19 protein-coding genes and 1 pseudogene are annotated in these 20,470 nt (G+C 34.3%); 13 read left to right on the top strand and 7 right to left on the bottom strand.

Annotated features, from left to right (window positions below; translation table 11 throughout):
- The first annotated feature begins 8 nt into the window (after positions 1-8).
- The 4 genes and pseudogenes from NU08_RS07090 to NU08_RS07105 all read left to right on the top strand — a co-directional run bounded on the left by NU08_RS07090 (position 9) and on the right by NU08_RS07105 (position 4,355).
- The gene (locus NU08_RS07090) at positions 9-1,874 is read left to right on the top strand and encodes a peptidase U32 family protein (protein WP_129746463.1); all 1,866 of its coding nucleotides are present in this window, start codon (positions 9-11) and stop codon (positions 1,872-1,874) included.
- A 419-nt stretch (positions 1,875-2,293) separates the two neighbouring features.
- Positions 2,294-3,457 (top strand): annotated as a pseudogene (gene purT / locus NU08_RS07095) (formate-dependent phosphoribosylglycinamide formyltransferase); the annotation flags it as partial.
- Positions 3,458-3,459: 2 nt separating this feature from the next.
- Positions 3,460-3,780: a DUF6370 family protein gene (locus NU08_RS07100; protein ID WP_129746465.1), complete on the top strand. Its 321-nt coding sequence runs from the start codon at positions 3,460-3,462 to the stop codon at positions 3,778-3,780.
- The gene (locus tag NU08_RS07105) at positions 3,780-4,355 is read left to right on the top strand and encodes a Crp/Fnr family transcriptional regulator (protein ID WP_066032734.1); all 576 of its coding nucleotides are present in this window, start codon (positions 3,780-3,782) and stop codon (positions 4,353-4,355) included. Before NU08_RS07100 ends, NU08_RS07105 begins: the two co-directional genes overlap by 1 nt.
- A gap of 195 nt (positions 4,356-4,550) precedes the next feature.
- Here NU08_RS07105 and aceA read toward each other — a convergent pair whose 3' ends face one another.
- Both aceA and aceB read right to left on the bottom strand, forming a co-directional pair.
- On the bottom strand, positions 4,551-5,831 hold the full coding sequence (gene aceA / locus NU08_RS07110; RefSeq protein WP_129746466.1) for an isocitrate lyase: 1,281 nt from the start codon (positions 5,829-5,831) through the stop codon (positions 4,551-4,553).
- 243 nt (positions 5,832-6,074) lie between these two features.
- Positions 6,075-7,676: a malate synthase A gene (gene aceB / locus NU08_RS07115; protein WP_129746467.1), complete on the bottom strand. Its 1,602-nt coding sequence runs from the start codon at positions 7,674-7,676 to the stop codon at positions 6,075-6,077.
- 208 nt (positions 7,677-7,884) lie between these two features.
- On the opposite strand from aceB, the gene NU08_RS07120 reads away from it, so the two are divergent.
- The 5 genes from NU08_RS07120 (at position 7,885) to NU08_RS07140 (ending at position 12,011) form a co-directional block, all read left to right on the top strand.
- A complete protein-coding gene (locus tag NU08_RS07120; RefSeq protein WP_129746468.1) occupies positions 7,885-9,366 on the top strand; it encodes a helix-turn-helix domain-containing protein in 1,482 nt (493 codons plus the stop codon).
- Positions 9,367-9,372: 6 nt separating this feature from the next.
- The gene (locus NU08_RS07125) at positions 9,373-9,732 is read left to right on the top strand and encodes a hypothetical protein (protein ID WP_129746469.1); all 360 of its coding nucleotides are present in this window, start codon (positions 9,373-9,375) and stop codon (positions 9,730-9,732) included.
- 501 nt (positions 9,733-10,233) lie between these two features.
- Positions 10,234-10,950: a pirin family protein gene (locus NU08_RS07130; protein WP_129746470.1), complete on the top strand. Its 717-nt coding sequence runs from the start codon at positions 10,234-10,236 to the stop codon at positions 10,948-10,950.
- A gap of 165 nt (positions 10,951-11,115) precedes the next feature.
- Positions 11,116-11,343 (top strand): (4Fe-4S)-binding protein, encoded by a 228-nt coding sequence (locus NU08_RS07135; RefSeq protein WP_111364966.1) that lies wholly within the window; start codon positions 11,116-11,118, stop codon positions 11,341-11,343.
- Between the two features lie 134 nt (positions 11,344-11,477).
- The gene (locus tag NU08_RS07140) at positions 11,478-12,011 is read left to right on the top strand and encodes a YceI family protein (protein WP_119789331.1); all 534 of its coding nucleotides are present in this window, start codon (positions 11,478-11,480) and stop codon (positions 12,009-12,011) included.
- 286 nt (positions 12,012-12,297) lie between these two features.
- Here the strand turns inward: NU08_RS07140 and NU08_RS07145 are convergent, their stop codons facing one another.
- Complete coding sequence (locus tag NU08_RS07145; protein WP_129746471.1) at positions 12,298-13,161, bottom strand: helix-turn-helix domain-containing protein; 864 nt, start codon at positions 13,159-13,161, stop codon at positions 12,298-12,300.
- A gap of 95 nt (positions 13,162-13,256) precedes the next feature.
- Between NU08_RS07145 and NU08_RS07150 the strand changes: the two genes are divergently transcribed.
- Positions 13,257-13,619, top strand: coding sequence for a DUF983 domain-containing protein (locus NU08_RS07150; RefSeq protein ID WP_129746472.1), 363 nt, complete (start codon positions 13,257-13,259; stop codon positions 13,617-13,619).
- Between the two features lie 72 nt (positions 13,620-13,691).
- Positions 13,692-14,564, top strand: a complete 873-nt coding sequence (fabD, locus tag NU08_RS07155) for an ACP S-malonyltransferase (RefSeq protein WP_129746473.1) — start codon at positions 13,692-13,694, stop codon at positions 14,562-14,564.
- Positions 14,565-14,768: 204 nt separating this feature from the next.
- Here the strand turns inward: fabD and NU08_RS07160 are convergent, their stop codons facing one another.
- The 3 genes from NU08_RS07160 to NU08_RS07170 form a co-directional block, all read right to left on the bottom strand.
- Positions 14,769-15,674 (bottom strand): DMT family transporter, encoded by a 906-nt coding sequence (locus NU08_RS07160; RefSeq protein ID WP_129746474.1) that lies wholly within the window; start codon positions 15,672-15,674, stop codon positions 14,769-14,771.
- Between the two features lie 78 nt (positions 15,675-15,752).
- Positions 15,753-16,769 carry a UDP-glucose 4-epimerase GalE gene (gene galE / locus NU08_RS07165; RefSeq protein WP_129746475.1) on the bottom strand — a complete coding sequence of 339 codons (1,017 nt, stop codon included), beginning with the start codon at positions 16,767-16,769 and terminating at the stop codon, positions 15,753-15,755.
- A gap of 41 nt (positions 16,770-16,810) precedes the next feature.
- The gene (locus NU08_RS07170; RefSeq protein WP_129746476.1) at positions 16,811-17,944 is read right to left on the bottom strand and encodes a DegT/DnrJ/EryC1/StrS family aminotransferase; all 1,134 of its coding nucleotides are present in this window, start codon (positions 17,942-17,944) and stop codon (positions 16,811-16,813) included.
- 138 nt (positions 17,945-18,082) lie between these two features.
- Here NU08_RS07170 and NU08_RS07175 point away from each other — a divergent pair, with 138 nt between their 5' ends.
- Together NU08_RS07175 and NU08_RS07180 are read left to right on the top strand one after the other, a co-directional pair.
- A complete protein-coding gene (locus NU08_RS07175) occupies positions 18,083-19,312 on the top strand; it encodes a 3-deoxy-D-manno-octulosonic acid transferase (protein ID WP_129746477.1) in 1,230 nt (409 codons plus the stop codon).
- A gap of 338 nt (positions 19,313-19,650) precedes the next feature.
- A complete protein-coding gene (locus NU08_RS07180) occupies positions 19,651-19,866 on the top strand; it encodes a hypothetical protein (RefSeq protein ID WP_008467260.1) in 216 nt (71 codons plus the stop codon).
- A 140-nt stretch (positions 19,867-20,006) separates the two neighbouring features.
- On the opposite strand, the gene NU08_RS07185 is transcribed toward NU08_RS07180, so the two are convergent.
- Positions 20,007-20,390, bottom strand: a complete 384-nt coding sequence (locus tag NU08_RS07185) for a DUF1508 domain-containing protein (protein WP_129746478.1) — start codon at positions 20,388-20,390, stop codon at positions 20,007-20,009.
- Positions 20,391-20,470 lie beyond the last annotated feature (80 nt).

Here is a 20,470-nt window from a genome sequence, read left to right on the forward strand (position 1 = left end):
TTTTAGAAATGAAGAAGAAAATCGAAATATTAGCTCCTGCTAGAGATTTAATTGGAGGAATCGCTGCCATAAACAGTGGTGCAGATGCTGTATATATTGGCGCACCGCAATTTGGTGCACGTTCAAATGCAAACAACTCTATTGCAGATGTTGCTGAACTGGTAAAATATGCCCATCTATTTAACGCACAGGTTTTTGTGGTTATCAATACTATTTTATATGATAACGAATTAGAAACTTGTCGTGCCATGATCTGGGAATTGTACGATATTGGTGTCGATGCCCTAATTATTCAGGACATGGCGATTATGGAAATGGACCTGCCTCCTATCGTACTTCACGCCAGTACACAAGCCAATAATCGTGACAAAGAAAAAATAAAATTCCTTAAAGATGCTGGCATCAAACGTGTGGTTTTAGCGCGTGAATTGAACCTGCATCAAATTAAAGAAATATACGATTACGCTGATGTTGAATTAGAATTTTTCGTAACGGGAGCACTTTGCGTATCATTCAGCGGAAACTGTTATATGAGTGTGGCAAACGGAGAACGCAGTGCGAACCGTGGTTCTTGCGCGCAAAACTGCCGTTTACCTTATAACTTAATTGACGGAAACGGAGATACTTTAATCAGAAACAGCCACTTGCTTTCGATTAAAGATTTAGACGTTTCAGATCAGATTCCAAATTTGATCGAAGCTGGAATCGTTTCTTTCAAAATCGAAGGAAGATTGAAAGACGTCGCTTACGTTAAAAACAATGTTTCTTATTTACGTCAAAAATTAGACAGCTTTTTAGAGGGAAGCGATAAATACACGAAAGCTTCTTCTGGAAGATGTACATATACTTTCGACTCTACTTTGAGTAGAACTTTCAATCGCGGTTATACCGATTATTTTGTAAACGAAAGACATGCTAGTATTGGTTCTTGGGAAAGTCCAAAATCAAAAGGTCAATATATTGGTAAATTAATCCGAACTATTGGCGGTGCTTACGAAATCGAAAACGGCGAATTATTAAACAACGGCGACGGACTTTGCTTCATCAACGAAAATAACGAAGCTGACGGAATCTATGTAAACAAAGCCGAAAACGGAAAAGTTTATCCAAACGTTTTAAAAGAAATAAAAGACGGAACTTTCATTTATAGAAATAACGACGCTGCTTTCATCAAAATTGTTGAAAGAGAAGACAGTGCGATCCGTAAAATCGGAACAACTTTATTGCTTACCGAAAACGAAAACGGTTTTGAATTAATCGCAACTGATGAAGACGGAAACGTAAGCACAGTAAAATTAGAGCATCCGAAAGAACAAACTAAAACTGGCGAATCGATCGAAGAAAACATCAAAGTTCAATTGGCAAAAACAGGTTTTACGCCGTACAGCGCTGATGAAATCAATGTAATGTTCTCTGAAAACTGGTTCCTTCCTATTTCAAAAATCAACGAAATGAGAAGAAATGTTTTCGAACAATTATCAGAAATTCGTTTAGCAAATTACGTTCGCGAAGAGCACCAATTAGTAAAAACGTCACATCCTTATCCAGAAACGAAACTGGATTTTATGTACAACGTTTCAAACAAAACCGCTCGTAAATTCTACGAACGCCACGGTGTTACAGAAATTGAAAAAGCATTCGAATTACAATGGGATCCAGGAAAATCTCGTGTAATGACAACTAAATATTGCATCAAATACGAATTAAAAAAATGTCCAATTCACCAAAAAGACATCGTAGGCGTTAAAGTAAAAGAACCATTGGTTTTAAAACAAGGAGAATTGGAATACAAACTAAAATTCAACTGTAAACCATGCGAAATGGAAATTTGGGAAAAAGATGCTGAATTTGAGATTGAAGATCATTTTCATTAATTTTTACCGCAAAGTTTTTTAACCGCAAAGACGCAAAGGAATACGCAAAGTTCGCAAAGATTATTTTAAAATCTTTGCGAACTTTTTCTTTTTTTAAGCTTCTATTCCCCAAAATCTTGTCATTTCGACGAAGGAGAAATCTTCGCCAGTAGCTCTACAAAGATTGGCTTATTGGAACGGAATTACTCGTAGAGATTTCTCCTTCGTCGAAATGACAAACTGTGTGGTTATTTTGTCTTAAAAATAAAATCAATTGCAAAATTAAATCTGCTGAATCTGCAAAATCTGCGTGAGAAATTCTTTGAGTTCTTTTTTATCTTAAAAACAAAAATTTAGCGCTCTTTGCGTAAATCTTTGCGAACTTTGCGGTTAAAAAAAGCTTTTTCCCTACTTTTACTACTTAAACACTACAACACTCCAAAATGAAAATACTACTCCTAGGTTCAGGCGAATTAGGCAAAGAATTTGTCATTGCCGCACAACGAATCGGACAAACTGTAATTGCAGTTGACAGTTACGAAAATGCTCCGGCAATGCAAGTTGCACACAGTTTCGAAGTCATCAATATGTTAGACGGCGAAGCGCTTGACCAAATCGTAGCCAAACATAAACCTGATTTTATTGTTCCAGAAATAGAAGCCATTCGCACCGAACGTTTTTACGATTACGAAAAACAAGGCATTACCGTTGTCCCTTCAGCGAAAGCGGCAAATTTTACTATGAACCGTAAAGCAATCCGCGATTTAGCGTCAAAAGAATTGGGATTAAGAACAGCAAAATACCAATACGCCACTTCAGCTGAAGAGCTTCAAAAAGCCGTTCAGGAAGTTGGAATCCCATGCGTCGTAAAACCTTTAATGTCTTCGTCTGGAAAAGGACAATCGACTATTAAAACAGAAAGCGATATTGAAAAAGCATGGCAATACGCCGTTGCAGGTTCGCGTGGTGATGTTATTGAAGTGATTGTTGAAGCTTTCGTAGATTTTCATTCAGAAATTACGCTTTTGACGATTACACAAAATAACAATCCAACTTTGTTCTGTGCTCCAATTGGCCACAGACAAGAAAGAGGCGATTATCAGGAAAGCTGGCAGCCGGCTTTAGTTTCAGAAAAAGATTTATACGAAGCTCAGGATATGGCCGAAAAAATTACAGAAGCACTTGGCGGTGCCGGACTTTTTGGTGTTGAATTTTTCCTGACTAAAGAAGGCGTTTATTTCTCTGAACTTTCTCCGCGTCCGCACGATACAGGAATGGTAACTTTGGCTGGAACACAGAATTTCAACGAATTTGAATTGCATTTAAGAGCCATTTTAAGTCTTCCAATTTTCGAAATTACTTTAGAAAAAGCCGGAGCAAGTGCCGTAATTTTAGCATCTGAAGATTCTGCAAATCCAACTTTTAGCGGAATCGAAAAAGTAGCGGCTTTACCAAAAACGGATTTTAGGATTTTTGGAAAACCAACTTCAAGACCTTATCGAAGAATGGGAGTTGTTTTAAGTTATGATACTCTTTCAACTCCAATTAACGAAGTAACAGAACGCGCCAAAGAAACGGCAAAATTAATAACTGTAAATTCTTAACTATGAAAAATATAATATTAGCAACTTTCCTTTTTATTGGAATCGCTGTGCAAGCACAAAGCAAAAAGAAATTTGATAAACCAACAGTTGTAGAAGCTTCATGTGGAGAATGCCAATTCGGAATGAAAGGCAAAAGCTGTGATTTAGCCGTTCGTATTGACGGAAAATCGTATTTCGTTGACGGAACTACGATTCACGATCACGGAGATGCACACGCTGAAAAAGGTTTTTGCAATGCAATCAGCAAAGCTTTAGTTACGGGAGAAATCAAAGGAAACAGATTTAAAGCAACTTCATTTACTTTAATAGACGATAAAAAATAATGGCATTAATTCTCGAAAACATTGCCAAACACGTTTCTCTGACACCAGAAGAACAGGCGCTTTTTTTATCTAAACTGGAAACAAACACTTACAAAGCTAAAACGCTTTTATTAAACGCTGGTGAAGTCTGCAAACATTCCTATTTTGTAAACTCCGGAATTTTAAGAAGTTTCAACATCAACGATAATATTGTTGAACATGTTCTTTCATTCGCATGCGAAGGCTGGTGGATGAGCGATATGTACAGTTATTTTTCGCAAAAGCCGGGACAGCTTTTTATTGAAGTTTTAGAAGAAGCTGAAGTCGTTTCGTTATCCAAAGAAAATCAAGAACAATTGTATCTTGAAATTCCGAAGCTGGAACGTTTTTTCAGGATTTTAATTGAGAATTCATTAGTTGCAAATCAACAAAGATTAATGGACAATTTGAGTTTACCTGCCGAAGAACGTTTTGAGAAATTCACTAAAAAATATGGAACATTAGTTCACAAAGTTCCTCAAAAGCAAATCGCTTCTTTCATTGGTGTAACACCTGAATTTTTCAGCAAAATGAAAGCTAGGCTTTTGAAAAAATAAGTTTTTTTTGCCACAGATTTCACAGATTAAAAGGATTAAAAAATGTTGTTACGAATTACACGAATTTTCACGAATTTTTATTCAATTTAATTTGTGGAAATTCGTGTAATTCTTGGCTAAAAAAAATCACTTTAATCTGTGAAATCTGTGGTAAAAAAAATACGGCTCGCAAATCGAACCGTATTTTCTTTTGAATTAAAATTGCTCAACCTCAGTAGAATGTTCCATTGCTGTTATTGCTGATTTTCCTAACATAACGGTATTTTGAACCGCATCGAAATAAGAAGTTCCTACGAAAGCTTGGTGCTTTACCGCTCTGAATCCGTTTTGCTGTAAAGCGAATTCACGTTCCTGCAATTCAGAATAACCTGCCATTCCGCGTTCTTTGTACGCTTTAGACAATTCGAACATACTTGTGTTCAAAGCATGGAATCCCGCCAAAGTGATGAATTGGAAAGCATATCCCATTTCGGCCAAATCTTCTCTAAACGTTTCCATTTCAGCAACTGATAATTTTGCCGCCCAATTGAAAGATGGAGAACAATTGTATGCCAGCATCTTATCCGGAAATTCTTTTTTCATTGCTTTTGCAAACTTTCTAGCGTAATCCAAATCAGGATTACTGGTTTCCATCCAGATTAAATCAGCATAAGGCGCATAACTCAAACCTCTTGCGATTCCCTGCTCGATTCCATTTTTTACATAAAAGAAACCTTCAGCTGTTTTTTCTCCTGTCAAGAATTTTCTATCTCTAGGATCAGCATCACTTGTTAATAAATTTGCAGCATCTGCATCTGTTCTAGCAACAATTAAAGTTGGAACTCCCATAACATCCGAAGCTAATCTAGCTGCAATTAGTTTATTAATTGCTTCTTGTGTCGGTACCAAAACTTTTCCGCCTAAGTGTCCGCATTTTTTAGCAGAACTCAGCTGATCTTCAAAATGCACTCCAGAAGCTCCAGCTTCAATCATAGATTTCATCAATTCGAAAGCATTTAGGTTTCCACCAAAACCTGCTTCTGCATCGGCTACAATCGGAACCAAATAATCTTTTTTATCTTCAATATTATTAACAGTCTGAATCTGATCGGCACGCAGTAAAGCGTTATTGATCTTTTTAACCACCATTGGCACACTGTTTACAGGATAAAGTGATTGGTCAGGATACATTTCTCCAGCTAAGTTTGCATCAGCAGCAACCTGCCATCCGCTTAAATAAATCGCTTCTAAACCCGCATCGACTTCCTGAATCGCCTGATTTCCAGTCAACGCCCCCAAACCCGCAACATAATCCTGACTTTTTAACTTTCTCCATAATTTTTCTGCACCTATTTTAGCAATAGAATGCTCAATTTTATAAGACCCCTGAAGCGCCACAACTTCACTCGCAGTGTAAGGACGTTCAACGCCTTTCCATCTCGGGTTCGTAATCCAATCATTAATCAATTCCTGAATTCTGTCTTCTGTTGTTTTCATAAATAGTTTAAGTTAAAGTGGTTTGTTTTTTAGTGTTCAGTCGCAGTTTTAAGTATTCAGTTTTTAACTGTGACTTTTTTTCTTTGAATTTAATTTTAAACACATAGAAACATAGTCATCCTTTGTGGTTAAAGGCGCTTCACTTACATAAATACACATAGCTATCTATGTGTGAAAAACTAGTTTTTTTCTTCTTTCTCTTTTCAGAAGATTAAGATCTATGTTTCTATGTGTTTAAAAATTTCATAGATATTTATAGCAAGGAATCGTTAAGAAATCCACAAAATGCAGATTTACAACCAATCTTTCCAGCAATTTTTCAGCTAATGGAAATTGCTGTTTTTCATGATTTTCTTCTCCTAATTCTTCCTTGATTTTTCTAAATTCATCTAAAGCTAATTCATGATAATATGCCAAATCTAATTTTCGCCCATTATCCAAAATCACTTTATTTTGAAGCCATTGCCACAATTGCGATCTTGAGATTTCGGCGGTTGCCGCATCTTCCATTAAATTATGCAAAGCTGCTGCGCCTTGTCCATTTAGCCATGAAGCCAGATATAACACTGCTACATTTATATTTTTTCTAACTCCGTTTTCTGTAATCAGTCCAATTGGCGGTTCAATCAAATCGGCTTCTGTAATTCTTCGATGTTCTCTTTTTACATGAATCTGATTTGGAGTTCGCATTCCTTTATCAAAAACTTCTTTAGCTATTGAAACTAAATCTGGGTGCGCAACCCAAGTTCCGTCGTGACCATTTCGAACTTCACGTTCTTTGTCGGTTTTTACTTTTGCGAAAGCGATAGCATTTGCTTCTTCATTATTTCGAATCGGAATTTGAGCAGCCATTCCGCCAATCGCATGAATACCACGTTTATGACATCTCTGAATTACCAGATTTGAATAGGCATTCATAAAAGGCGAAGTCATATTTACCTGATCACGATCTGGAACAATGAATTTTGGATTTTTTCTAAACTTTTTAATGTAAGAGAAAATATAATCCCAGCGCCCGCAGTTCAAGCCCACAATATGTTCTTTTAATTCATAAATAATTTCATCCAACTGAAAACTCGCTGTAATCGTTTCAATTAAAACCGTCACTTTTATAGTTCCGCGTTTTAGATTTAGATAATCTTCTGTAAAATCAATTACAGTATTCCACCATCTAGCTTCCAGATAATGTTCCAATTTCGGAATGTAGAAATACGGTCCTGAATTGTTTTCTAAAAGTTTTTTGTGATTGTGAAAAACATATAAACCAAAATCTACCAAAGAACCCGAAACTTCATTTCCTTCAATCAAAACATGTTTTTCAGGCAAATGCAAACCTCTTGGACGAACAATCAGCGTTGCGATTTTTTCATTTAAGTGATACGATTTCTGCTTTATCAAATCAGTAAACGTGATGGTTTTGTTAACAGCATCTATCAGGTTCATTTGTCCATCCATCAGGTTTTGCCAAGTTGGCGAAGTGCTGTCTTCAAAATCGGCCATAAAAGTTTTTGCACCAGAATTCAAAGCATTGATAATCATTTTACGATCAACTGGGCCAGTAATTTCAACTCTTCGATCCAATAAATCTTTCGGAATTTCTCCAGCTATCCAATTACTTTCTCTGATGCTTTTGGTTTCTGGAATAAAAACCGGCATGATTCCCTGATCAAAAGTGACTTGCTTCTGTTCTCTTTGTAAAAGCAGTAATTTTCTTTGCGATTCGAATTTTTTATGCAATTCGATAATAAACGCAGTTGCTTCTTCTGTCCAGATTTTTGGATAAGCAAGCTTTTTGTCGGCTAGGAATTCTATAGCCATTTCAGTGATCTCTAATTGGTTTTTCATAGCTGCAGATTTTAATTTTTTATTTAACAAAACAGATTTTCTGTTTTCATTTCATTTCGTTAAAAACATATAAATCATAACTAATTCATAATTAATAAGTTTCAACGATACAATGTTATAAAAAAGTTTTTTACAAAACAAGCGAACGTTCGCTAAATTTAAAAAATATTTTTTTGGCGATTATTTTTAGATTACTTACATTTGAATTATGGATATCGAAAAAGACTATATAAAGCTGATTTTTGGGCTAAAAATGAAACAAGTTCGTACGCAAAAAAACTTGTCTCTTTTTGGTTTGGCCAAACTGACTAATCTTTCAAAATCGTATTTAAACGAGATTGAAAAGGGAAAAAAATATCCGAAAACAGATAAAATTTTGCTCTTGTGCGAACATTTGGACGTGACTTACGACCAAATGGTGTCTTTAAAACTCGATAATAATCTCGCTCCGATTGGCGAAATCTTGAAATCAGGAATTTTAAAAGAGATTCCGCTAGAGCTTTTCGGAATCCAAGAAGCGGATTTAATTGATATTATTGCGAATGCTCCAGCAAAAGTCAATGCGTTTATTAGTACAATAATCGAAATTGCACAGCATTATAATTTGAGCCGTGAAAGTTTCTTTTTGGCTGCTTTACGATCCTATCAGGAAGCGCACAGCAATTATTTTGAAGATTTAGAAGAAAAAGTAATTGCGTTTTCGAAGTCATTTCAGATTAATCTGGATTCTAAAATTAGCGTTGAAGAACTAGAAGCGATTTTAAAAGAAGAATACGAATACAATATTAAAGAAATTGCTTTTACAGACCAAGAAGCTTTGGACGATTTACGCTCGATTTATGTTCCGAAAAGTAAAACTTTATTGCTTTCAACCGAACTCGACGCTCCGCAAAAAGCTTTCATTTTAGCTAAAGAAATTGCTTATAACTACTTAAACATTTCAGACCGACTGCTTACTTTCAGCTGGATTAAGTTTGAAAATTTCGATCAGGTTCTGCATAATTTCTATGCTTCTTATTTTGCCGGCGCTTTGTTGTTACCTAGAAAACTGGTTGTAGATAAAATCAATTCTTTTTTGGAAAACGAAAATCCAAAACCTGAAGAATTTGTTCAATTAATCGAAAGTTTTGAAGTTTCGCCTGAATCCTTTTATCAGCGATTGACTAATTTATTACCGAAGGATTTTCAATTAAAAAACCTTTTCTTCTTAAGATTATCGCATAAAATCGGTTCTGATTTTTATCAAATAAACAAAGAATTGCACATTACGCATCAGCAGGAACCGCACGCCAATGAAACCAACGAACATTATTGCAGAAGATGGGTTTCGGTCAAAACAATTGATGAAGCGATTAAACAAAATAAAGCTCATTTTTTTGATGCTCAAATATCCAGCTACGCCAATAGCGGAAACGAATATTTGGTTTTTTCATCGGCTACGAAAGATCCTTTTTTGCATGATACTATTCGAAGTATTTCGGTTGGAATTTTAATCAATCCGACTATGAAAAAGAAATTTAAGCTCATTGATGGAAAACCTTTGGTAAAACGAATTGTTGGTGTAACTTGCGAAACTTGTGCTGTAAAAGACTGTTTAGAAAGAGCTGCTCCGCCAATTGTTTTAGAAAGAAAGAAACGCCATGAGAACACGGATGCAGTTGTACAGCAGTTTATGAATCAATATAGTTAGAATGCCATGAAATATTTTGCCTTACTAATAACCTTATTTTTTATCAACTTCAATCAAAAAACGGATAAGCTTACTGGCCGCTATAATTATTTGATTGAAGACGATAATGCCTACGTCCAAAAAGACAAAATTACTTTTAAGGATAGCATTTTTGTTTTTGATAACAAGTTCATGCCGAAAGGGAAAGTTTCATATGGCAATGTAATATTATTAGATAATTTTATTAATACTGATTTGATTATCAGCATTACGAAAGATCAGATTGAAAAAGATACAATTCCTTTTTTTATGCATGACAAAAAAAGTTCTTCTGCGAATTGTCTTGATGAAGTGGTTGGGAAAGGGAAATTGGTTAGGATTAAATAATTAGGCTCTATCTTTTATCACGTCCTATTTGTCATTCCGAGGAACGAGGAATCTCCGCGAGAAGCTCGACAAAGATTGGCGATATACTATATGGAGTTATTTGCGGAGATTCCTCGTTCCTCGGAATGACAAAACTGCGAGATTGCTTTGACGTGAAAACTTTGTAATTTCTAATCTTTGTAGAGTTTCGTGTGTGATCCTTCGTTCCTCAGGATGACAAACTGAAATCTTTAAGTTTTTGTCTCAATAAATTCTTCTGAAAATAAAAACTTCTAATCTAGCCCCGATAGAAGTGGAAATCTTTTTGTGGTGGGGTTCACCACAAAAGATTGAAACGGATAGCGGGACTGAACGTCTTTTGAAAACCAAAATCTCTGCTTCAAAAAAAACTTAGAACCTCAGCATCTTAGAACCTTAGAATCTTTTCTTAACCTAGATTAAGCGCTTTTCGTATACATCGGCTGTATCTTTGTACCATAAAAATAACGAAAGGACAAAATCATGGAAAATATAGTATTGCACAAAGCAGAATCAAGAGGAAATGCAAATCACGGATGGTTGAACGCTTATCACAGCTTTAGCTTTGCGAGCTGGTACAATCCCGACAGAATTCAGTTTGGAGCGCTTCGTGTTTTGAATGATGATACGATTGCTGCAGGAATGGGATTTGGAACTCACCCTCACGATAATATGGAAATTATCACGATTCCGTTAGAAGGAGATTTAGCTCACAAAGACAGCATGGGAAATACTGAAGTAATTAAAAACGGAGACATTCAGGTGATGAGCGCTGGAACTGGAATTCAGCATAGCGAGTTTAATCCGAATGCTGATCAGCAGACTAAATTGTTGCAGATTTGGTTGTTTCCAAACAAAAGAAATGTTACACCACGTTATCAGCAAATTACTTTAGATGTTGCTGACAGACATAATAAATTGTCTCAGGTTTTATCTCCAAATGCAGATGATGAAGGTGTTTGGATTCACCAAGATGCTTGGTTTAACATGGGAAATTTCGATGCTGGAATAACTGCTGAATATAAAATCAAAAAAGAAGGAAACGGAGTTTATGCTTTCGTTTTAAAAGGAAATGTTACCATCAACGGTCAGGAATTAAATTCTCGTGATGCAGTGGGAATTTCAGGAACTGGTACTTTAAACATTAAAGCCAATACAGGCGCTGAATTTTTATTAATGGACATTCCGATGAATTATTAATTCAAACAAAAAACAATTAACACCTGTACTTTGAAACGATAATAAACCTGAAAATCAGATTATTATCGTTTCTTTTTTTTGTTCCATTTCAAAAGAAAGACTAACTTTATAAGTAAAAAAATTGGTTTGACTTTAAAATTAAATTCATACTTAAAATTTTAAACCATGAATCCAAACAACCTCACTAAAGAATACACAAACGGCGAAGTAACGATTGTATGGCAATCTGGAAAATGCATTCACTCGGCTAATTGTGTCAAAAACAATCCAGATGTTTTTCGTCCAAAAGAAAAACCTTGGATTACTCCAGAGAAATCTACAACTGAGAAAATCATTTCTACTGTTAATAAATGCCCGTCGGGAGCGTTGACCTTTTATATGAATAAAAAATAATCGTAAGAGACCTAACAGGTTTTAAAAACCTTTTAGGTCTTTCGCATTTCTTAATCTAGGTTAAGTGCTTAAGGACAACTGTCATCGTAACTTTGTCCTATCAAAATGAAATTAATTATTTAAAAAATAAAATTATGGCAACTACAAAATGGTCAATTGACCCAACTCACTCAGAAATTGGTTTTAAAGTTAAACACATGATGTTTACTAATGTTTCAGGAAAATTTGGAACTTACGAGGCTTCTGCAATCACAGAAGGAGAAAGTTTTGATAATGCAGATTTCAGTTTTTCTGCTGATATCGCTTCGATCGACACTGCAAATGCAGATCGTGACGGACATTTAAGAAGCGGTGATTTCTTTGACGCTGAGAATCATCCAAAATTAACTTTCAAATCTTCTGCTTTCAAAAAAATTAATGATGGTGAATTTGAATTGACTGGAGATTTAAGCATTAAAGGTGTTTCAAAAACAGTAAAATTCCCAGTTGAATTTAGCGGAATCATGACTGATCCTTGGGGAAATACAAAAGTAGGTTTAAGCATAGAAGGAAAAATTAATCGTAAAGATTGGGGTTTAAACTGGAACTCAGCTCTTGAAACAGGGGGTGTTTTAGTAGGTGAAGAAGTTCGTTTGAACATTGAATTACAATTTGTAAAACAAGCCTAATCTATTTGGTTTTAGATTTAATTGGTTGGTTAAAAGCCTTGCGTTTACTCGCAGGGCTTTTTTTTTCAGCCACCAATTACACAAATTTATTTCACGCAGATTTTTAAATGATTTTAGCAGATCTTAAAGATTTATTTTAATCTGCATAAATCTGCAAGATCTGCGTGAAACCAAATTAACAGCCACAGATTAAAATGATTTTCACAGATTTTAAAATCCACAACAATACTTTTAATCTGAAGCAAAAAATAATTTGTGAAAATTTGTGCAATTTGTGGTTAAAAAATCAACGTACTGTGTTTCTAAATTCTGTTGGCGACATTCCGGTTTGTTTTTTGAAGAATCGGGAGAAGTATGAGTAATCTTCGTAGCCGACTTTGAATGCGACTTCATTTACGGCTAATTGTTTGTCGATCAGCATTCTTTTTATTTCTAGAATTACACGATCTGTAATTACTTCTGTGGCTGTTTTTTGAAGAATTTCATTGCAGATTCTGTTTAAATGTTTTAGTGTAATATTTAGCTTTTCTGCATAAAACGAAGGCAGTTTCTGAGTTCTGAAATGTTCTTCTAAAAGCGATTCAAACTTGTTGATTTTGATATTATATGAATGGGTTTGATGCGAATAGGTTTCTCCATATTTTCTCGCTACTTCGATATGAATGCAATCCAATAAATTCAACAATTTATCTAATTGGTATTTGTTGTCTTGACTATTTTCGTGAATTAGCAAATCAAAATATGGAAGGATTTTAGGAATTTCCTTTTCTTCAAAAACCATTTCAGGTCGGTTTTGAATGGAATGGTAAAAGTTGTAATCGTTGATTTTTTTCTGTCCGAAATACAAATTGTACAATTCCTGCGAAAAGATAATTACAAAGCCTTCTATATCTTCAGATAAATTCCAATGATGCATTTGTCCAGGCTGTAGCACAAAAAGACTTCCTCTTTTAATTTCGAACTGGTCAAAATCGACTTCATGAAACCCCGAACCTTTTGTAAAAAAGACCATCAAATACGAATCGTGCCTATGTGGCTCTTCGACAAAACTGTGATTTTTTAAATGCTCTTTAAAAGTATTAACATAAAAGTCGCGGTGAATATCGTTACAGCTAAAATTCTGAACACTATAAATAGGATATCGCTTCATAAAAATGTCTTTATTGTGCTACAATAAGCGAAGATACTAAAAAGACTTTTATAACGCTCTGAATTACCTTTGTATAAACAAAAATTAACAATATCATGTCAAGCGCATTAACTCATATTTTAAAAAACGAATGTCCTGTTTGTCATAAAGGAAAAGTTTTTATAGACAAGAATATCTTTCTTAATTTCAGTTTCCCAAAAATGAATGAATACTGCAGTCACTGCCATTACAAATTCCAAAAAGAACCTGGCTATTTTTTTGGTGCCATGTACGTAAACTACGGATTAACAGTAGCTCAGGGTATCGCAACATACTGTATTGCACAGTTTTTCTTCGAAAAGAATTTTGATTTAAGAATTCTTCCAATTATTGCTGTTTCTATCACTCTACTTACTCCTTTTAACCTGAGATTTTCCAGATTAGCATGGATTTATATGTTTAAGGATTATACGAAATAAAAAAATAGTACTTTTGCCTTCCAATTGAAACTAATTTTCAATTTTAAAAAAAGTAAAAATTAAATTAGACAAATGAAAGCATACGTATTTCCGGGTCAGGGTGCACAGTTCACAGGAATGGGTAAAGACCTCTATGAAAATTCGGCTTTAGCCAAAGAATTATTCGAAAAAGCCAATGAAATTTTAGGCTTCAGAATTACAGATATCATGTTTGAAGGCACTGCCGAAGAACTAAAAGAAACTAAAGTTACACAGCCAGCAGTATTTTTACACTCTGTTATTTTAGCTAAAACTTTAGAAGATTTCAAACCGGAAATGGTTGCGGGACATTCATTAGGAGAATTTTCGGCTTTGGTTGCCAACGGGACTTTATCTTTTGAAGATGGTCTTAAATTAGTTTCTCAACGTGCTTTAGCAATGCAAAAAGCTTGCGAAATCACTCCCTCTACAATGGCAGCTGTTTTAGGTTTAGCTGATAATGTTGTTGAAGAAGTTTGTGCCTCTATCGACGGCGTTGTGGTTGCTGCCAACTATAACTGCCCTGGTCAATTAGTAATTTCTGGTGAAACTACTGCTGTTGAAAAAGCTTGTGAAGCTATGAAAGCTGCAGGAGCAAAACGTGCTTTAATTTTACCTGTTGGAGGTGCTTTCCACTCTCCAATGATGGAACCTGCAAGAGAAGAATTGGCTGCTGCAATCGAAGCAACTACTTTCTCTACTCCAATTTGCCCAGTATATCAAAACGTTACTGCAAATGCAGTTTCTGATGCTAATGAAATTAAAAAAAACTTAATCATTCAATTGACCGCTCCTGTAAAATGGACTCAGTCTGTACAGCAAATGATTGCTGACGGCGCGACTTTATTTACTGAAGTTGGTCCTGGAAAAGTTTTAACTGGTTTGATTAATAAAATTGACAAAGAAGCTGCTGTTGCTAATGCTTAATTTTAAGTGTTCAGTATTCAGTTTTTAGTGATCAGTTGAAAACTATACATACAAAAAGCTCTGAAAAAATTTTGTTTTTCAGAGCTTTTTGTCATTTCGACGAAGGAGAAATCTTCGCAAGAAACTCTACATAGAAAGCCTAAAAACTTTGCAAAGCTACTTGCGAAGATTTCTCCTTCGTCGAAATGACATACTAAAAGAATACTACAAAACCTTCTTTTCTTTCTTCTTGTAATTCACAATAAAAACTCCAAGAATAATAAGAGTTGTAGCAATAATAAAATCAACTGTAATTACTTCATCTAAAAGCAACCAGCCCAAGAAAACTGCAATTACTGTATTGATGTAGGACAAAATAGAAACCTGAACTGGAGTAACGTGTTTCAGAGCATAATTATAACTAAAGAAAGCAATTACAGACCCAAAAATCGACAAATACAATGCCGCTAAAATACTTTTCGCACTCCATAAATTCACATCAATAGTAGGCGAAAAAATAAATGCTAAAACAATCTGAATGCATGAAGCCATTGTAAATTGGTAAAATAAATTAAGAACTATATTTTTAGATTTATTCCCATGCAGTTTGGTATAAATTGTTCCCGCAGCCCAGGCAGAAATTGCAAATGCCATAAACATCATTCCGATTCTGTAATCGGCATCTAAAAAAGATCCCAGTCCGTCTTTAAATATAAAAACGACTCCCGAAAATCCTATTATAACTCCAATAAATCCTTTAAAACTTGGCTTTTGTAGTTTAAACAAAATACTGCCCAGAAAAATAAGTATAGGAGACATCGCACTGATTACCGAAGCTAGTCCGCTTGGCACAGTCTGTTCTGCAACGGTTGTAAAACCATTCGCTACTACAATCATCAAAATAGAAGGAACAAGCTGATGTTTTAAATTTTCCCAGCCAATCCATTTTAATTCTTTTTTGAATAATAAAATCATCATCATAATTAGTCCCGCCAATCCCTGACGAATGGAAGTTACAAACCAAGGCGGAATCGTTTCAACCGCAACTCTAATTCCTAAAAAGGTAGTTCCCCAAATAATTCCAACAGCCGCTAAGGCAAATATTAATTTATAATCTAAACTTTGTTTCATAATAATTAATAGCTAAAAAAAATCCCAAACTATATTGCTATAATTTGGGATCTTAAAATTTGTAATTTTATTAAAAAATTACTTATTCCTCACTTTTTGTTCCCATTTCCAAGCACTTGCCATCGCTTCATCTAGACTTAGTTCAGCCTTCCATCCTAAAACATTATTTGCCTTGTCTGTATTTGCATAAGCTTCAGTAATATCACCTTCGCGACGAGGCATCATCTTATAAGGCAATTGTTTACCGCTGACTTTTTCGAAACTATTAATGACTTCAAGAACAGAACTTCCTTTTCCTGTTCCTAAGTTGAAAGTCTCCACTTTTGCCAAATTCTTTTTATTCAACAAACGCTGTAAAGCGATTACGTGCGCTTTCGCTAAATCTACTACGTGAATATAATCACGAATTGCAGTTCCATCTGGCGTTGGGTAATCATTTCCGAAAACCGATAATTCCTGACGCAATCCTACTCCAGTTTGTGTAATAAATGGAACTAAATTCTGAGGAACCCCCAATGGCAATTCACCAATCTCTACAGATTCGTGCGCTCCAACTGGATTAAAGTAGCGTAATAAAATAGCGCTGATATTGGTAACTTTAGCTGTATCTGTAATAATTTCTTCTCCGATCTGTTTTGTATTTCCGTAAGGAGACATTGCAGTTTGAACCGGAGCGTCTTCTGTAATTGGCATTTTTTCGGCTTGACCGTAAACCGTACAAGAAGAACTGAAAATAAAACTTGCTTCAGGTTTTTGCTGTAATTCCTGTAAAAGATAAACTAAACTGCTAATGTTGTTTTCGTAATACAATAATGGCTGTTCAACACTTTCACCAACAGCTTTTGAAGCTGCAAAATGAATAACTCCAGTAACATCATTATGCTTTTTAAAGAAATCCCGAACGTCACTTTTTTCTCTTAAATCAATTTTTTCGAATAAAGGCGTTTTTCCTGTAATGGTTGTAATTCCTTTTAAAACATCTTCTGAAGAATTCGAAAGATTATCAATAATCACAACTTCGAAGCCTTCATTTTGCAGTTCGACTACGGTGTGAGAACCAATAAATCCCAATCCTCCTGTTACTAATACTTTCATTTTGCGGTTGTTTTTTCTAGTGGTTATTTAGTTTAAAGCTTTTATTTATTCAAAAATTCTAAAACAGAATCGGTAATAAATTTAATTTGTTCGTCGTCAAGTTCTGTATGCATTGGCAAAGCAATTACCTCTTGCACTAATTGGTTTGTAACTGGAAATTGCTCCTCTTTGTAACGCGGATCTAAATATGCTTTTTGAGAATGCAATGGAATTGGATAATAAATCGCACATGGAATTCCTTTATCCAATAAATGCTGCATTAAAGCATTTCTATCGGCATCTAAAATTCTTAATACATATTGATGAAAAACGTGGTCATTTTCGTTTGCATCAAAATCAGGAGTAACAATTTTTGCATTACCAGCGAAAGCCGCATTATATTTAGTTGCCGCCAGACGACGAGCTTTATTATATTCATCCAAAAGAGGCAGTTTTGCATTTAAAACTCCAGCTTGAATACTATCTAAACGTGAATTTACACCTACAACATCGTGGTGGTAACGTTCATACATTCCGTGATTTACAATTCCGCGGATAATGTGAGCCAATTTATCATCATTTGTAAAAATTGCTCCTCCATCTCCATAACAGCCTAAATTTTTAGAAGGAAAGAAAGAAGTTGCCGCAACGTGGCCAATTGTACCTACTTTTGATTTTGTTCCAGATTTAGAAACATAATCAGCTCCAATTGCTTGTGCATTATCTTCAATTACATATAGATTATGCTCTTTAGCAATTTCCATAATCGCATCCATATTTGCAGCACGTCCAAATAAATGAACCGGAACAATTGCTTTTGTTTTTGGTGTAATTGCTTTTTTTACTGCATCAATATCGATATTCATATTATGCAAATCAACATCTACCAAAACTGGAGTTAACTGCAATAAAGCAATCACCTCAACAGTCGCAGCGAAAGTAAAATCGGCAGTAATAACTTCATCGCCTGGTTTTAAATCCAATCCCATCATGGCAATCTGCAACGCATCTGTACCATTCGCACACGGAATAACGTGTTTTACTCCTAAATAGTCTTCAAGATTTTTTTGAAACTGATGAACCAAAGGCCCATTGATATAAGTATTTGTATCTAAAACTTCTTGAATTGAAGCATCTACAGTAGATTTTATTTTCTCGTATTGACTTTTCAAGTCAACCATTTGTATTTTTTTCATTTTCTGAATGTATTTAAAAAATTAAAGACGCTGTTTTTGGACAGAAATCTCTAAAAGGAGGAACAAAAATAGTTATTAATCGCTTCAAACCAATGAAAATAGTCGAAAGAAATGTAATTTAGCTGCAAAAAAAATTACATGCTTTTTTTATACAATCTAGTCATATATCTTGCAGGTTTTTTCTTAAAAATCATAGCGTTATTTAGTCCGAAAATTAAGCTTTTTGTTGAAGGCCGAAAAAATGTATTTTCAATTTTAGAAGAAAAAATCAACGCTGACGATAAAACAATTTGGTTTCATTCGGCCTCACTGGGCGAATACGAACAAGGACTTCCTGTTATAGAAAAAATTAAAGAAAAATATCCTCAACATAAGATAATTGTAACTTTTTTTTCTCCTTCTGGATATGAAGTCCGCAAAAATAACACTGTCGCAGATGTTACCGTTTATTTACCGCTTGATTCCAAAAGTAATGCTAAAAGATTTTTAAAATTAATTCATCCCGAACTTGCATTTTTCATTAAATATGAATTTTGGCTTAACTATTTAAAGGAATTAGAAAAAAGCAAAACGCCAACATACTTGATTTCCGGAATTTTCAGAGACAATCAGATGTTTTTTAAATGGTACGGAGGATTTTATAGAAAAGTACTGAATGCCTTTACTTATTTCTTTGTTCAAAACGAAAAATCAAAACAAAAAATAGAAAGCCTACACTTTAAAAATGTAATTGTTTCTGGCGATACCCGTTTTGATCGTGTAAATGCCATTTTAGAGAGAGACAACCGACTGGATTATGTGGAGAGTTTTAAAAACAACCAGCCAACGATTGTTATTGGAAGTTCATGGCCAAAAGATGAAATTTTAATTGCAGAATATATTAATCAAGCACCTGATCATATAAAATTTATAATTGCACCTCATAATATTAAGCCAGATCAAATTTCAGATCTCCAATCAAAAATTACAAAACCGACAATTTTATTTTCAGAAAAAGAAAACAAAGATTTATCTATTTACAATGTTTTTATAATAGACACAATTGGAATCCTGACTAAAATTTACAGTTACGGAACGATTGCTTATGTGGGCGGCGGATTTGGAAATCCAGGAATACACAACATTCTAGAACCTGCCACTTTTGGAATTCCGATTGTAATTGGACCTAATTATTCAAATTTCGCAGAAGCAGTTGATTTAGTTAAAATTGGCGGATGTACGTCTATATCAACAAATATAGATCTAAAAGAAATCCTTGATCGATTATTGAATGACAAAAACTTTCTAGAAGAAAAAAGCGAAATCTGCAGATCATTTATCCAAAACAACAAAGGAGCTACTGAAACAATCATGAAACTTATCTCATAGCTTTTTGAGCAGATTTAAAGCGTTAAATTCCGAAAAACAACAAAAAGGATTGCACTTTTCCTTCTAAAAGATTCTAGGAAATAGTCTTAAAAAACAAAACAAACCGTAAGACAGATAAATAAAACAGCCTGTTTTTATAAAGAATCTTCAACAAAAAATTATTTAGGCAATAAATTAGATAATTTAAGAAAAATTTATAATTTTGGCATATTATTTGATAAATAAGACAAACGTGAGCAAGGAAAATATTTTAAAAAAAAAGTGAAAAAATATTTTACATATTAAAAAATTTATATCTTTGCCACGAATTAATAATTAACCTTTTATAATAAAGTAAGATGAAAAAAGTATTTTTAAGTTTAGCTGTTGTTGCTGTATTAACTGTTGTATCTTGTAAAAAAGCTGACGCTGCTGCTGAAGCTCCTGCTGTAGATTCTACTGCTGTTGCTGTTGATTCAGCTGCTGCTGTTGTTGATTCTGCTGCTGCAACTGTTGATTCTGCTGCTGCTAAAGTTGATTCTGCTGCTGCTAAAGTAGAAGAAGTAAAAAAATAATTAGAACCTAAGTTCTAACGATTTTAAAACCATCTTTTAGATGGTTTTTTTTTGCGATTAATTTTTTCATTAATCCAAAACAATAAAAAAAAGCGTCTGTATTTACAAACGCTTTTTTTTATTACCCATATCTTTTTTTTCTACTCCGCAGCTTCCTCCATTTCCTCTTCAAGCTCTTCATCACCAAAAATTGACTCGCTCGAAGAAAAATCCAAAATCTCCGATCTGGAAGAATATGTTACAATTTCTTTTATTCCTTTTTGCAAAAGCAATTCTGTACTGTATTTTCGACTTGTAGCAAAGTGAACATCACCCAACATCAATTTAAAAAAATACTTCCCGCCAGAACCTTTAAATTTTAAAAATTTAGCAAGATCAATATTTGCTTTAAACCTCTCAATATCCTCTTCACATTCAAACCTCAATTCATAACTCAAACTCGTAAAAATCACTTTCCCTTTTCGAGAAGTAAACGTAAACTTATACTCATCATTAAATCGCTTGCTAATTACAAAAGCACCCATTTATTAATTTTAGATTGTTGATTTTAGATTTTAGATTTCTGAGATTCTGAGATTCTGAGATTCTGAGATTCTGAGATTCT

The sequence above is a fragment of the Flavobacterium anhuiense genome (genome assembly GCF_004151235.1).
In the GTDB taxonomy this organism is placed as follows: domain Bacteria; phylum Bacteroidota; class Bacteroidia; order Flavobacteriales; family Flavobacteriaceae; genus Flavobacterium; species Flavobacterium anhuiense_A.